General features: G+C 75.3%; 13 protein-coding genes. All 13 read left to right on the top strand.

Features of this window, described 5'->3' with window-relative positions; translation table 11 throughout:
• Positions 1 to 138: 138 nt before the first annotated feature.
• The 13 genes from ACIQVI_RS04920 (at position 139) to ACIQVI_RS04980 (ending at position 13,477) form a co-directional block, all read left to right on the top strand.
• On the top strand, positions 139 to 924 hold the full coding sequence (locus tag ACIQVI_RS04920) for an SDR family oxidoreductase (protein ID WP_403591121.1): 786 nt from the start codon (positions 139 to 141) through the stop codon (positions 922 to 924).
• A 55-nt stretch (positions 925 to 979) separates the two neighbouring features.
• Entirely contained in the window at positions 980 to 2,083 is a 1,104-nt protein-coding gene (locus ACIQVI_RS04925; protein ID WP_351973078.1) for a VOC family protein, read from the top strand.
• 68 nt (positions 2,084 to 2,151) lie between these two features.
• Complete coding sequence (locus ACIQVI_RS04930; protein ID WP_402445524.1) at positions 2,152 to 3,222, top strand: ketoacyl-ACP synthase III family protein; 1,071 nt, start codon at positions 2,152 to 2,154, stop codon at positions 3,220 to 3,222.
• A 98-nt stretch (positions 3,223 to 3,320) separates the two neighbouring features.
• Entirely contained in the window at positions 3,321 to 4,370 is a 1,050-nt protein-coding gene (locus tag ACIQVI_RS04935; protein WP_403591126.1) for a ketoacyl-ACP synthase III family protein, read from the top strand.
• Positions 4,363 to 4,998 (top strand): hypothetical protein, encoded by a 636-nt coding sequence (locus ACIQVI_RS04940; RefSeq protein ID WP_403591129.1) that lies wholly within the window; start codon positions 4,363 to 4,365, stop codon positions 4,996 to 4,998. Before ACIQVI_RS04935 ends, ACIQVI_RS04940 begins: the two co-directional genes overlap by 8 nt.
• A 122-nt stretch (positions 4,999 to 5,120) precedes the next feature.
• Positions 5,121 to 6,701: a GH3 auxin-responsive promoter family protein gene (locus ACIQVI_RS04945; protein ID WP_351973875.1), complete on the top strand. Its 1,581-nt coding sequence runs from the start codon at positions 5,121 to 5,123 to the stop codon at positions 6,699 to 6,701.
• 122 nt (positions 6,702 to 6,823) lie between these two features.
• The gene (locus ACIQVI_RS04950; RefSeq protein WP_403591132.1) at positions 6,824 to 7,681 is read left to right on the top strand and encodes an SAM-dependent methyltransferase; all 858 of its coding nucleotides are present in this window, start codon (positions 6,824 to 6,826) and stop codon (positions 7,679 to 7,681) included.
• A complete protein-coding gene (locus tag ACIQVI_RS04955) occupies positions 7,678 to 9,141 on the top strand; it encodes an FAD-dependent oxidoreductase (protein ID WP_403591134.1) in 1,464 nt (487 codons plus the stop codon). Before ACIQVI_RS04950 ends, ACIQVI_RS04955 begins: the two co-directional genes overlap by 4 nt.
• Positions 9,141 to 10,340 carry a hypothetical protein gene (locus tag ACIQVI_RS04960; protein WP_403591137.1) on the top strand — a complete coding sequence of 400 codons (1,200 nt, stop codon included), beginning with the start codon at positions 9,141 to 9,143 and terminating at the stop codon, positions 10,338 to 10,340. The genes ACIQVI_RS04955 and ACIQVI_RS04960 overlap by 1 nt, the downstream gene beginning before the upstream one ends.
• The gene (locus ACIQVI_RS04965) at positions 10,337 to 11,164 is read left to right on the top strand and encodes a DUF6182 family protein (RefSeq protein ID WP_403591140.1); all 828 of its coding nucleotides are present in this window, start codon (positions 10,337 to 10,339) and stop codon (positions 11,162 to 11,164) included. Before ACIQVI_RS04960 ends, ACIQVI_RS04965 begins: the two co-directional genes overlap by 4 nt.
• Positions 11,165 to 11,166: 2 nt before the next feature.
• A complete protein-coding gene (locus tag ACIQVI_RS04970) occupies positions 11,167 to 11,829 on the top strand; it encodes a LysR family transcriptional regulator substrate-binding protein (protein WP_351973661.1) in 663 nt (220 codons plus the stop codon).
• A complete protein-coding gene (locus ACIQVI_RS04975; RefSeq protein ID WP_403591144.1) occupies positions 11,826 to 12,632 on the top strand; it encodes an alpha/beta fold hydrolase in 807 nt (268 codons plus the stop codon). Before ACIQVI_RS04970 ends, ACIQVI_RS04975 begins: the two co-directional genes overlap by 4 nt.
• Positions 12,626 to 13,477: a class I SAM-dependent methyltransferase gene (locus ACIQVI_RS04980; RefSeq protein WP_403591147.1), complete on the top strand. Its 852-nt coding sequence runs from the start codon at positions 12,626 to 12,628 to the stop codon at positions 13,475 to 13,477. Before ACIQVI_RS04975 ends, ACIQVI_RS04980 begins: the two co-directional genes overlap by 7 nt.
• The last annotated feature ends 13 nt before the right edge of the window (positions 13,478 to 13,490 follow it).

Below are 13,490 nucleotides of genomic sequence, written 5' to 3' on the forward strand. Positions count from 1 at the left end.
AGCGAGGACGCCGGGCCCGCCCCCGCACCCGTACACCCACCGAGGGCGCCGCGCCCCGCCCCGTACCCGTACATCCGGCGAGGGCGCCGCGCCCGCCCGGCCCCGCACCCGTACACCCACCAAGGACGAAGGACACCCATGCCCAGGCCCATCAGCCTCATCACCGGTGCCAGCTCCGGCATCGGCGCGGAGACCGCCCGCGCGCTGGCCGCCGCAGGCCACGACGTGATCGTCGGGTACGGCGGCAACGAACGGGCGGCGAAGGAACTCGCCGCCGAACTCGCGGCGGGACACGGCGTCGAGGCGACCCCCGTCGCCTTCGACCTGGCCCGGCCCACCACCGCCGCAGAACAGCTGCGCGCCGCCGTACGCGCCGCCGGCGGCATCGACGTCCTGGTCAACAACGCCGGGATCAACCGGCGTTCGCCCGCGGTCGACGAGGACCTGGAGTCCTGGTACCGCGTCCTCGACACCAACCTGACCAGCCCGTTCGCCCTGGCCCAGGAGGCCGCCCGGACGATGATCGCCCAGGGCAGGGGCGGACGGATCGTCAACGTCACCAGCGTCCACGAACACATCCCGATCAGCGGCGGCAGCACCTACTGCGTCGCCAAGAGCGGCCTCGGGATGCTGACCAAGGTCATGGCGATGGAACTCGCCGCGCACGGCATCACCGTGAACTCCGTGGCCCCCGGCGAGACCGCCACCCCCATGAACGGCGTGCCCGCGGGCCACCCCGCCACCGCCATCGCACGGCCCGCCATCCCGGCCGGCCGCCCGGGCGGCCCCCACGAGGTGGCGGCATTCATCGCCCACCTGGTGTCGGACGGGGCCGCCTACACCACCGGCACCTCGCTCGTCGTCGACGGCGGCCTCAGCCTCGTCGCGGCGGAGGCCAACGCCGCCCACGCCGGCCGGCTCTGACACACGGCCGCGCCCTCCCCGCACCCTCCCCGAGCAACGTAAGGAACGCATCCAGGTGAACCCCGCCCCCTCCGCCGCCACGGAACTCCGGACCACCGGCATCCCCACCGCGCGGAACGTCGACCACCACGCCTTCACGGTCCCCGACCTCGACCAGGCCGTCCGCTTCTTCGTCGACGTCCTCGGCGCCCAGGAGCTCTACGTCCTCGGCCCGGTCCGCGACGACGGCGACTGGATGACCCGGCAGCTCGCCGTCCACCCGCGCGCCAGCGCCCGGATCGCGCTGCTCCGGCTCGGCGACACCAACATCGAGCTCTTCGAGTACACCGCCCCGGAGCAGCGCACCGAGCTGCCGCGCAACAGCGACGTCGGCGGCCACCACCTCGCCATCGGCGTGGCCGACATCGACCGGGCCGTCGCCCACCTGCGCGACGTGCCGGGCGTCGTCGTGCAGGGCGACGTCCAGCACATCGCCGAGGGCCCGATCGCGGGCAACCGCTGGGTCTACTTCCGCGCCCCGTGGGGCCTCCAGATGGAGCTCCAGCAGGTCGCCGAGGAGCCGCCCTACGAGAAGGAGACCGGCGCGCGCCTCTACCGGCCCGCCGCCGACCCGTCGCTGCCCGTCCCCGGCCTGCCCACCGCCCTCGGCGTCGACCACGTCTGCTACACCGTGCCCGACCTCGACCAGGCCCTCGACTTCTTCACCGGCGTCCTCGGCGGCGAACTGCTCTACCGCGTCGACATCGCCGCCGAGGCCGACTACTGCGGCCGCCAGCTCGACGTCCCCCAGGACATCGAGGTCGACGCCGCCATGGTCCGCCTCGGCCCGGTCACCAACGTCGAGCTCTTCCAGTACACCGTCGCCGACCAGCGCACCGAGCCGCCGCGCAACAGCGACGTCGGCGGCCACCACCTGGCCTTCTACGTGGACGACGTCGAAGCCGCCGCTGCCTGGCTGCGCACCGTGCCCGGCGTCGAGGTGCTCGGCGAGCCGCAGCTCATCGAGGACGGCGGCCCCATCCACGGCGACCGCTGGGTCTACTTCCGCGCCCCGTGGGGCCTCCAGATGGAGGTCCTCAACATGCCCGACGGAATGCCCTACGAACAGCACACCAGCGCCCGCCGCTTCGGCCCGAGCCCGTCCTGGAACCACCGCTGACGCGGTCCCCCTCCGCCGACCCGCCGCGTGCGCGCACCCGCACGCGGCGACCACGAGAAAGGCCCCCCATGCGCTGGGACGACATTCACATCGCCGGACTCGGCACCCACCTCCCCGCTCCCGCGAGCGCGGAGCGGGCGCGGGACGAAGGCCGCTACCCGGCCGACGAGTTCGAGGAGAACCAGCTGGTGTCCGCGCTGGAGTCGGACGACCTCGGCGCGGTCGACATGGCCGTCGCCGCCGGCCGGCAGGCCATGGCCCGCAGCGCCGTCGCGGCCGACGACATCGCCCTGGTCCTGCACGCGAGCATGTACCACCAGGGCGAGGACTTCTGGACCCCCGCCTCCTACGTACAGCGGCACACCGTCGCGGGCACGGCACCCGCCATCCACGTCGACCACGCCTCCAACAGCGGCATGGCCGCCCTGGAACTGGGCGCCTCCTGGCTGAACGGCCGCGACGGCGCCGCCGCGGCCCTCCTCACCACGGGCGACCGCTACGCCCCGCCCGGCTTCGACCGCTGGCACAGCGACAGCGGCCAGGTCTTCGCCGACGGCGCGACCGCGCTCGTCCTGAACCGCGGCGCCGGCTTCGCCCGGCTCGTGGCCAGCAACTCCACCTCCGACCCGGAGCTGGAGGACGCCTACCGCGACGTCGACCGCGGCTTCACCCCGGTGCCCCACGCCGACGGCAAGCCCCTGGACCTGCGCGGGCGCAAGCGCCGCTACATGAAGCGGGTCGGCCACGACTTCGTCGTCGAACGGCTCGTGAAGGGCCTCCTGGCCAACACGGAGCGGACCTTCGCCGAGGCCGACACGTCCATGGACCAGATCGCCCGGGTCATCGTCCCCAACGTCGGCCGGGAGCTCCTCGAATGGGAGTTCCTCGCCCCGTACAAGATCGACGTGAACCGCACGGTGTGGGACTGGGGCCGGCACACCTGCCACATCGGCGGCGGCGACCAGTTCGCCGGACTGACGTACCTCCTGGAGTCGGGGCAGCTCCGCCGGGGCGACCAGGTGCTCGTCGTCGGCGTCGGCGTCGGCTTCAGCTGGACCACCGCGGTGGTCACGGTGGACGAGGTCCCCGACTGGTCCGGCCCGGACGCCGGGACCCTCCGGGTGCTCGACGCGGCCTGATCCGCCGGCGCGCGGGGCGGGCGCGGGACGCGACCCCGCCGCCCGCCCCGCGCCCGCACCCACCACCACCGCACGGAACAAGCAACGGAGGGGAAGACATGCGCTGGTCAGGGATGTACATCGACGCGGTGGCCGCCGTGCTCGGCGAACCGGTCGACAGCGCGCGGGCGGTCGCCGAAGGGCGCTTCAGCGCCGAGGAGGCCGCCCGCACCCGGCAGCGGGCGGCCCGCGTCAGCGACCGCCCCGCCCCCGACCTGGCGGTCGACGCGGCCCGGCTGGCGCTCGACCGGGCGGGCCGGAACCCGCGGGACGTCGGCCTGCTCATCCACGCCGGATGCTTCGACCAGGGCATCAGCTTCGCCAACACCGCCTCCTACGTCCAGCACGGGGCGCTCGGCCACGGCGAGGCCATGGCCTTCGAACTGCGCCAGATGTCCAACGGCGGCATGGCCGCGCTCGAACTGGCCGCGGCCCACCTGAGCGCCGTGCCGGAGGTCACCGCCGCACTGCTCACCACCGCGGACCGGTTCGCCGAACCGCGCTTCCCCCGGTGGACGGCGGACCGGGGGCTGGTCTTCGGCGACGCGGGCACCGCCGCGGTGCTCTCGCGGACCCCGGGCCGGCTGCGGCTCGTGGCCACCGCCACCCACTCCGAGCCCTCCCTCGAAGGCCTGCACCGGGGCGACGACCTCCACCACCCGCCCGCCGATCCGGCGGCGCCGCTCGACCTGGTGGCGCGCAAGCGGGTCTTCCTGGAGGGCACGCCGCTCGCCGAGACCATCGCCCGCAACGAGGCGGGGATGCTCACGGCGGTCAAGCGCTGCACGGAGGACGCGGAGTGCGACGTCGCCGACATGGCGGCCGTGGTGGTGCCCTTCTTCGGGGCCGACCTGGCGCACAAGCAGTGCATCGGCCCGCTCGGCGTCCCCGAGGAGCGCACGCTCCTGGAGTACGGGCTCGGGATCGGGCACCTCGGCCCCGGCGACCAGTTCGCGGGCCTGAGCCACCTGCTGGAGACCGGCCGGATCGACACGGGCGACCGGGTCCTCCTGGTCGGCGTGGGCGCCGGGTTCGTCTGGACCTGCGCGGTCGTCGAGGTGACCGGAGGGGCGCCCGCCGGAGCGGACGGGGAGGCCGTCCGTGACTGACGCCCACCGGCCGTTCCACGTCCTGCTCGGCCCGGACGGCGCGGGCAAGTCCTCGGTCATGGCCGAGGTCGCCGCCCGGCTGCCCGGCTGGCGGATCCTCTCCACCGACCACGACCTCCTCGACCCTGGCCACGACCTCGTCGGCGCGCTGCGCCGGCACGTCGTCGAGGACGTCCTGCCGCACCTCGGCACCCGCTACTCCGCCGACTTCCTGGCCAGCGTCCTGCAGACCGCCGTGGTCCACCTCAGGGACGAACTGGAGCGGCACGAGGACGGCGGACCGCTGCTCATGGACTCCTACTACTACAAGATCCTCGCGAAGTGCCGGCTGGCGGGGATGCGGAGCAACCCCATGTACGCCTGGTGGCGCTCCTTCCCGAAGCCCCGCGCGGTCGTCTACCTCGACGTCTCGCCCGCCTCCGCCTGGCGGCGCTCGGGCGACGGCGCGCGGCTCAACCCGCTGGAGTACTTCGGCGAGCGCCCCGAGTGGCTGGGCTTCGAGAGCTACCAGACGAGCCTTCGCAAACTGATGCTGGAAGAGGTGCGGGACGTGCCCGTGACGATCATCGAGGAACAGCCGAGCGCGGCCAGGGCCGCCGACGCCGTGGTGGAGGTGATCGCCCCGTGACCGCGGACACCGTGCCCGCCGGGACGGGCGACGCGACCGGCTGGGCGGCCCCCGGGCACGCCGGGCGCTACCGCGAGCGGGTCTTCGCCGAACGCGCCCGGCTCGCCGCCGCCCTCGGCGACATGCGGGGACGACAGCACGACGTCCTCACCGACCTGCTCGACTTCAACTCCGGCACCGAGTTCGGCAAGCGGCACGACTTCGGCCGGATACGCGACATCGACGACTTCCGCAAGGCCGTCCCCGTACAGGACTACGCCGCCCACGCCCCGCTCATCGAGCGGATGGCGGCCGGCGAGCCGAACCTCCTCTCGGCCGACCAGCCGGTCGTCTACTTCACCAGCAGCGGAAGCACCGGCGCCCACAAGAAGATCCCGGTCACCCCGCGGTTCATGCGCACCACGTTCTTCCCCTTCTACTACGCGGCCTGGGCCCCGCTCGTCGAGAACCACCCCGACGTCGCGCACCGGCCCGACGCCGTCCTCAACCTCAAGCACGACCCGCTGGCCGCCCCGCCCACCACGTCCGGCGGCCGGCCCCACGTCGGCGCCAGCCAGGTGGACTTCGGCGCGAAGTTCGGCGAGCCGCTCTCGGCCGAGCTGGGCACCGCCGCGCCCTGGGGCACCCTCCCCGTGGACGTCGCCCCCGACGACCACCTGGAGAAGGCCTACCTGCGGCTGAGGCTCGCCGTCCAGAGCGACGTGCGCTGTCTGATCGGCATCAACCCGGCGATGATCGCGGCCGTGCCGTACCAGCTCGGCCTGTGGGGGGAGCGGATCGTCAAGGAGGTCCGCGACGGGACGCTGGGCGGCGTGCCGCACGGCGACCCGGACCCGGCTCGCGCCGCCGAACTGGAACGGCTGGCCGACTACTTCGGAACCCTCTCCCCGGCCCAGGTGTGGCCGAGGATCCGGGCCCTGTTCGGCTGGACGACCGGCGTCGCCTCCCTCTACCTGCCGACCCTGCGCCACCGCTTCGGCGCCGGGGTCGCGGCGCTGCCGGCCCCGGTCGCGGCGTCCGAGGGACCGGTCGGGGTGCCGCTGGACCGGCACGGCTCGGCGGGCAGCCTGGTGGTCACCGCCTCCGCGTACGAGTTCGTGGACGCCGACGCCGACCTCACGCCCGACGTCGAGACGCTGCTGCCGCACGAACTGGAGGCGGGACGCGAGTACCACGTGCTCTTCAGCCACGTCGGCGGCCTCTACCGGTACGCCGTGGGCGACGTCGTACGGGTCGTGGACATGCCCGGCGGCGTCCCCCGGGTCTCCTACGCGGGCCGCGCCAACCGGTCCGACGCGGCCGGGGAGCGGCTGCGCGAGTCCCAGGTCGTACGGGCCCTGCGCGCCGCCCTGGACGCCACCGGCCTCGACCTCGTCAACGTCGCCTGCCGGACCGAGCGCACCTCCGGGGCGAGCGCACCGCACTACGTCTTCGCCGTCTCCCCGGCCACCCCCTGGCAGGACGCCGAGGCGGGCCGCTTCACCACCCTCCTGGACGAGGCCCTGACGCGGGAGTCCGCCGACTACGCCAGGGCCCGCACCGACCGCCGCCTGGCGGCCCCGGCGCTCCGCCTCCTCGACCGGGACGCCTTCCAGCGGGACTGGCACGCCGCGGTGGCCACCGGCATCCGCCCCACCCAGGTCAAGGACCGCCTGTTCCGCCAGGACACCACCCTCTGGCGCCGGCTGACGGGCACCGCCTGACGGCCGGACCCCGCGAGCCGTCCCCGGCGCGCCGCCCGGCGGCCGGGGACGGCCCCGCCCGCGCCCCCCACCCCGAACACGCCCCACACCCACGCCCACACGCACGCCCGAGGAGAGCCCCGATGACCGAACTGCTCAACCCGGTGGAGCGGACAGCCCTGCTCACCGCGGCGCTCCGGTCCGCCGAGACCCGGCGGGAGGACCGCCTCTACGAGGACCCGTACGCCGCCCGCCTCTGCGGCGACGCCGGACCCGAGCTGCTGGCCGAGGTGCGGGCCGCGACGTTCCCGGCCGACCGGCCCCGCTCGCTGCCCAGCACCCCGGACTACAACGCCATCCGCACCCGCTTCTTCGACGACTTCCTGCACGGTGCCGCGCAGGACCCGGAGATGACGCAGATCGTCCTCGCGCCCTCCGGCATGGACTCCCGCGCCTACCGGATGGAATGGCCCGCCCACATCCGCTACTTCGAGGTCGACCGGCCCGCCGTCCTGGAGTTCAAGGCCGACCGGCTCCGGGGCGTCGCCCCCCGCGTGGCACACCGCTCCGTGGCCGTCGACCTCACCGACGACGACTGGGAGAGCCGGCTCGTGGACAGCGGGTACGACCCCGCGCTGCCGTCCACCTGGCTGCTCGAAGGACTGCTCTACTACATCCCGGAAGCCGACACGCACCGGATGCTGGAGCGCGTGGCCGCCGTCTCCGCGCCCGGCAGCCGCGTCGCGGCCGACCTCGTCAACGCGGCCGCGCTGACGCTGCCCCACATGCGCGGGCTGCTCGACGTCTTCGCGGGCTGGGGCTGCCCCTGGCTCTTCGGCAGCGACGAGCCCGAGGCGCTCTTCGACCGGTACGGATTCGACGTCACCGCCGTCCAGCCCGGCGAGCCCGGCGCCGACTTCGGGCGCTGGCCCGACCCGGTGCCGCCGCGCGACGTCAAGGACGTGCGCCGGGTCTTCTTCGTCCACGGGCGGCGGCGTTGACCGCTCCGGAGACCCCCACCGCTCCCGCGATCGTCGCGGGCGGCAGCATCGCGGGACTCGCCACCGCCCTGGCCCTCGCCGAACGCGGCGTCCCGGTCCGGGTCCTGGAGCGGTCCGACCCGCCCCCGGAGGGCCCGCCGGCCAAGGCCGCCGAACTCTGGGAGCGCCCCACCACCCCGCAGAGCGTCCACTCGCACATCCTCACCTCGCTCGGGGTCCGCGTCCTGCGCGCGCACGCCCCCCGGCTCCTGGAGAGCGCCCTGGCCGAAGGCGCGCGGCTCCTGGACCTCACGGAGGCGGCGCCCGCCGGGCCGCGCGAGCCGGGCGACGACGACCTCGTGGCCCTCGCCGTACGCCGTACGTTCCTCGAACTGCTGCTGTACCGCGCGGTGCGCGACCTGCCGGGCGTCACCCTCGACCACGGGACGACGGTGCGCGGCCTGCTCCTCGACCCGTCCCGGTCCCGCGTCACGGGCGTCGTGACCGACCTCGGCGAGCGGCTGCCCGCCCGGTTCGTGGTGGACGCCACGGGCCGCCGGGCCGCCTCCCTCTCCTGGCTGACGGACGCCGGGACGCCGGTGGGCGAAGACCTGACGGCCCCCACCGAGCTGCGCGGCTTCACCCGCTTCTACCGGCTGGACGCGCCCGGCGACGCGCTGCCCGGACCGCTGAACCGGGGCAACGCCGCCGGCGGCATCTGGGACCACTACGCCGCCGTCGTCCACCTCGCCGACAACCGCACCTTCGCGATCGCCGTCGGGGCGCCGACGGCCGACCCGGCGACGAACCTCCTGCGCACCACCACCGGCTTCACCGCCGCCGCCCGGCTGTCGCCCCACGTGGCGCCGTGGACGGACGAGCGGCTCGTGACCCCGCTGACGGGCGTACGGGCCATCACCATGCCCCCCAACGTCCTGCGCTCCACCGCCCGCCCAGGGCGGTGGCGGGTGGCCGGCCTGTTCCCCGTGGGGGACGCCGCCTGCGTCACCGACCCGCTGTACGGCCGAGGCATGTCGCTCGCCCTCCAGCACGCCTTCGCGCTGGCGGAGCTGCTCCGGGCGCACCCGGAGCCGGGAGCGGAGCAGAGCGAGCGGGCCGTACGGCTCGCCGAGGACGTCCACCGTCCCTGGTTCGAGCAGGCCGTCCACGACAGCCGGGCGCGCGCCCGGCTGTGGCGGTCCCGCGTCGAGGGCGCTCCGCCCCCGCCGGTGCCGCCCGCCGCGCCCGGCCGCCCCGCCCTGGCCGAGATCGCCGGGGCCGCCGCCGGGGACACCGCGGTGTGGCGGGGGCTGACCCGCGTCCTGATGGGCCTGAACACGCCGGCGGAGGTCTTCGACTCGGCCGCCTTCAGGGAGCGGGTGCGCCTCGCCCGCGCCGACGGCGCCGCCGTCCCGGCCGGACTCCGGCCCCCGACCCGCGCGGAGCTGCTGGCCGCCCTGAGCCCGGGGGAGCGCACCTGATGGCCGCCACGCGAACGACCGCCGTCCGGGCGGCCGGTGAACCCCTCGCCGCCGGACGGCCGGCCGGCGAGCGCCCGGCCGGCGCCCGCCGCAGGGTACTGCTGGCCCCGGTCACGGTCACCCCGTCCAAGCCGCTGACGCCCAGCCACCTCAAGGGGCTGCTCTGGGCGGACGTGATGCACCGGGCCACGAAGCCGTCCGCCGACGTCACCTTCCGCTACAGCCACACCACGTACCACCCCACCGAACAGACCCTGGGATTCTGGGAGTTCCTCGACCGGGCCGTGGGAGACGCCGACTACGCGAACCTCTCCGAGACGGACATCGGAGAGCTGTACGTCCGCCACCGCGCCGAGGAGCGGACCGTCACCGCCGACGACCTGCGCCCCTACCGGGAGGCCGTCGAGAGCGACGGCTTCGTCCACCCGGCCGGCGCACGCGTCCTGCGGCTGTGGGCCGGGCACTACGAGCGGCTCGGTCTGCACGACCCCGGACTGCTCGCGCACCAGCCCCCGGAATTCGGCCTGGAGGAGATGATCGGGGACCTGCTCGCGGACGGGCTGGCCATCGACCAGCGGGACGTGGGCGGCCCGGTGTACCTCGACGCCACCCGGTACGGCCTGCCCCTGCGGCGGATCGTCACCGCCGACGGACGCCCCAACTACCTCGCCTGCGCCCTGCGCGAACTCCTGCCGCTCGCCCCCCGGTACGACGAGGTCGTCGTCCTGTACGACCGGGAACTCGACCCCGACTACCGGCTCCTGGAACGCGTCCTGGCCCACAAGGGCCCCACCGTGCACCGGGTGCCCATCGGCCGGGTGCCCATCGACGGGACGATCACCTCCGCCCGGCACGGCGGCTGGCACGACCACACCGTGGACGCCCTGCTTCGCTCCCTCGCCGACGCCGACCCCGCGGCGCTCCGGCTCGGCATGAGGCTGTACTTCATCGCCACCCTCGGACCGGGGCAGCAGGAGTCCTTCCGGCACGACCTGCTGCGCAAGAGCGTGGCCCGCGCCGAGCAGCTCCTCGACCGGGCCGGGCGGGAACCGGACGCGGACCCCGACGGCCTGTCGGCACTGCTCCGGCGGCACCGGCGCGGACACACCCACGTCGACCCCTACCGGCTCACCTCGTCCCTGCTGAACCGGCGCGGTCCGGCCCCGGCCCGCTCCCTGCTCACCACGGTGTCGCCATGAACCTCAGCACCCTCCACTCCCTCCGCGCCCTGCGTACGCACGGCGGGCCCGGAGCGCGGTCCGGGAACCCGCTCCGCACCCGGACCGACCGGCTCGGCCCCGAACGGCTGCTCGCCGTCGCCGCCGGACGGCTGCGCGACGCCCGGCCCGACCTGGCCGCGCGCTTCGACCTGACCGCCCTCCCCGGCCTCCTGGACGCCCGGGCCGCCCTGGCCGCCGAGGAGGACGACCCCGCCGGAGACGTCCTGGCCGTCGTCGTCGTGGACCGCTTCCGCCTCCCCGAATGGGTGGCCGAGACCTGCCGCTTCGCGCTGTCCGTACCGGGGGAGCGCGCCGAGCCGTGGCGGCGGGCCTTCACCCGCACCGTCTTCCTCGCCGGCCGGCCGGGCAACCTCACCGAGCGGTTCGCCTTCGACCACGTGGCCGAGGACGGCTCCGTCGCCTGGTGCGGGCCCGCCCCCGGCGCGGCCACCACCTCCCTGCGCCGCATCCTCAAGACGTTCAGCGGCACCCGGGAGCTCTCCGCGTGGCCCCCCGTGACCGTCGAGGTGCCGGCCCCGGACGGCACGGTCCGCCCGCCCGTCCACCGCGACCTGTACGTCGCCACGGCCCGGGTCACCGTCTCCGAGCTGCTGGTGCAGCTGAACCACCTCGTCGTCGAGGCGGTCCTGGACGGGCTGATCGCCCCCGGCGACCGGCTGACCCTGCGCCCCGTCCCCCGACTGACCGGAACGACCGTCCCGTTCGCCGCCCTGCGCGTCGACGCCGACCCCCACGCCCCCAGCGGACTCCGCGCCTACGCCGGACTGACCGAGGAGAGCTGACCATGCCCGACACCCCGCCCACCGCCACGCTCGACGGGCCCGGCCCCCGGACCGCCGCGCGCCCCGTCCGCCTCGGCATCCACGGCGCCCCGCACCTCGCCACCCGCATCATCACGGCCGCCGGCCACCGCCCGGAGGAGGTGGAGTTCGTCCCCTACGACGTGGCCGAACCGTTCCGCCCGCTGCGGGAGGGCGCCGTGGACGCCATGATCGTCAAGTACGTCCTCCAGGAGCCGGACATCGCCGTCGGCGACCCGGTGGCCCACGACGGCCGCGCGCTGATCGTCGGCGCCGGCCACCCCCTCGCGGACCGCGCCTCGGTCTCGATCGAGGAGGCCGCCCCCTACGACTCCTTCTCCTGCCCCGGGGACTTCCCCCCGTACGTCTGGGACCTGGTGGTGCCGCCGTACACCCCCCGCGGCACCCCGATCCGCCGCGTCCACCCGATGACCACGGTGGAGGGCATGGTCGAGGTCCTCGCCACCACGCGGGCCGTCCACGTGTCGTTCGCGTCGCTCGAAGCGGTGCTGCCGCCCCACATCAGGGCCGTGCCCGTCCACGACCTGCCGCCCGCCCCGGTCGCCCTGGCCCGGCTGCGCGACGCGGAACTCCCGCCGAACGCCGCCGCCCTCCTCGCCGACGCCGAACGGCGGGCCCGGCGATGACCCCCGCACGGCCCGGCGCCCTCCCCGTCGTCCTGCTGCACGCCCTGCCCCTCGGCTCCGCCATGTGGCGGACCCAGGCCGAGGCGCTGCGCGCCCGGGGCCACACCGTCCTGACGCCCGACCAGCGCGGCTTCGGCACCGTCCCGCTGGGCACCGAACCGCCCTCGCTCGACACCGTGGCCGACGACCTCGCCGCCCTCCTCGACGAGCACGGCATCCGGGAGGTGGCGCTCGCCGGGTGCTCGATGGGCGGCTACACGGCGATGGCCTTCCTGCGCCGCCACCCCGGCCGGGTCCGCGCCCTCGCCCTGTTCGCCACCAGGGCCGCCGCGGACACGCCGGAGACGGCGGCCGAACGCCGCAGGTTCGCCGACCTGATGCTCGACGGGACGCTCCGCGACCAGGTGGTGGGCCGCACCACCCCCTCGCTCCTCGGCTCCGGCACCCGGGCCCGCCGCCCCGACCTGGTGGAAGAGGTCCTGGCGATGGCGACGGCGGCCGCGCCCGAGGCAGTGGCCTGGGCCCAGCGCGCCATCGCGGCACGACCGGACTCCACGTCCGTCCTGCGCGCCACCGACGTGCCCGCCCTCGTCGTCACCGGGGCGGAGGACGAACTCGTCGGCGCGCGGGAGGCGGCGAGCACGTGCGACGCCCTGCCGCGCGGACGGCTCGTCACCGTGCCGGACGCGGGCCACCTCCAGCCGCTGGAGGCACCGGACCGGGTCACCGGCCTCCTCACCGCACTGCTCGACGACGCCACCACCGCCGCCACGGCGGGCCGGAACCGGGAGGACACATGCTGACGAAGGACCACGCGGCCTGGGGGCACACGGCATCGACCGGCCTCGGCTTCACCCACGAGGAGATCATCGACGCGCACTTCGCCGCGTGCGCGCCGCAGTACCAGGCGGCCCTGGACCAGGTGGGCGTCCGCTCCGGCTGGCACGTCCTCGACGCGGGCTGCGGCAGCGGCGCCTTCCTGCCCTGGCTGTCCGACCTGGTCGGCCCCGACGGCCGGGTGTCCGCGATCGACCTCGCCGAGGAGAACGCGGCGCTCGCCGCCGAACGGATGCGCGCGAACCGCTCCTTCCGCGCCTTCGACGTCCGCCAGGGCGACGTGCTCGACCTCCCCTACGCGGACGACACCTTCGACGCCGTCTGGTGCGCCAACACCACCCAGTACCTCGACGACGACGAACTCGCCCGCGCGCTGGGGGAGTTCCGCCGCGTCGTCAGGCCGGGAGGGGTCGTGGCCGTCAAGGACCTGGACGCCTCGCTCATCACCGTGCGCCCGGGGGACCCCTTCCTGTTCACGGACTTCTTCCGGCACGCCGCCCGCACCCCCGGCTACGCGCGCCAACTGCTGCGCACCCGCCGGCTGCACGGAGCGTTCGACGGGGCGGGGCTGGCGTCGGTCCGGCAGCAGACGATGCTGATCGAGCACCACGCCCCGCTGGAACCGGCGGCCCTCGGCTTCTACACGCGCGCGTGCGCCAGCATCGCCCGGCAGGCGGTCGACGCGGGGTTCCCCGGCGACTGGGAGCCCTTCCTCGACCCGGACGGGGCCTCCCACCCGCTGCGCCGGCCGCACGGCTACATCAGCGAGGGCAACACCGTCACCGTGGGCGTCGTCCCGGTGGACGCGTGAGCACCGCCACGGC

The sequence above is a fragment of the Streptomyces sp. NPDC098101 genome (assembly GCF_044760185.1).
Taxonomy (GTDB): domain Bacteria; phylum Actinomycetota; class Actinomycetes; order Streptomycetales; family Streptomycetaceae; genus Streptomyces.

Excerpts from the sequence above, each read along its gene's own strand:
- ACIQVI_RS04930 (WP_402445524.1), top strand. The coding sequence starts at position 2,152 with ATGCGCTGGGACGACATTCACATCGCCGGACTCGGCACCCACCTCCCC.
- ACIQVI_RS04950 (WP_403591132.1), top strand. The coding sequence starts at position 6,824 with ATGACCGAACTGCTCAACCCGGTGGAGCGGACAGCCCTGCTCACCGCG.
- ACIQVI_RS04945 (WP_351973875.1), top strand. The coding sequence starts at position 5,121 with ATGCGGGGACGACAGCACGACGTCCTCACCGACCTGCTCGACTTCAAC.
- ACIQVI_RS04975 (WP_403591144.1), top strand. The coding sequence starts at position 11,826 with ATGACCCCCGCACGGCCCGGCGCCCTCCCCGTCGTCCTGCTGCACGCC.
- ACIQVI_RS04920 (WP_403591121.1), top strand. The coding sequence starts at position 139 with ATGCCCAGGCCCATCAGCCTCATCACCGGTGCCAGCTCCGGCATCGGC.
- ACIQVI_RS04960 (WP_403591137.1), top strand. The coding sequence starts at position 9,141 with ATGGCCGCCACGCGAACGACCGCCGTCCGGGCGGCCGGTGAACCCCTC.
- ACIQVI_RS04935 (WP_403591126.1), top strand. The coding sequence starts at position 3,321 with ATGCGCTGGTCAGGGATGTACATCGACGCGGTGGCCGCCGTGCTCGGC.
- ACIQVI_RS04980 (WP_403591147.1), top strand. The coding sequence starts at position 12,626 with ATGCTGACGAAGGACCACGCGGCCTGGGGGCACACGGCATCGACCGGC.
- ACIQVI_RS04970 (WP_351973661.1), top strand. The coding sequence starts at position 11,167 with ATGCCCGACACCCCGCCCACCGCCACGCTCGACGGGCCCGGCCCCCGG.
- ACIQVI_RS04965 (WP_403591140.1), top strand. The coding sequence starts at position 10,337 with ATGAACCTCAGCACCCTCCACTCCCTCCGCGCCCTGCGTACGCACGGC.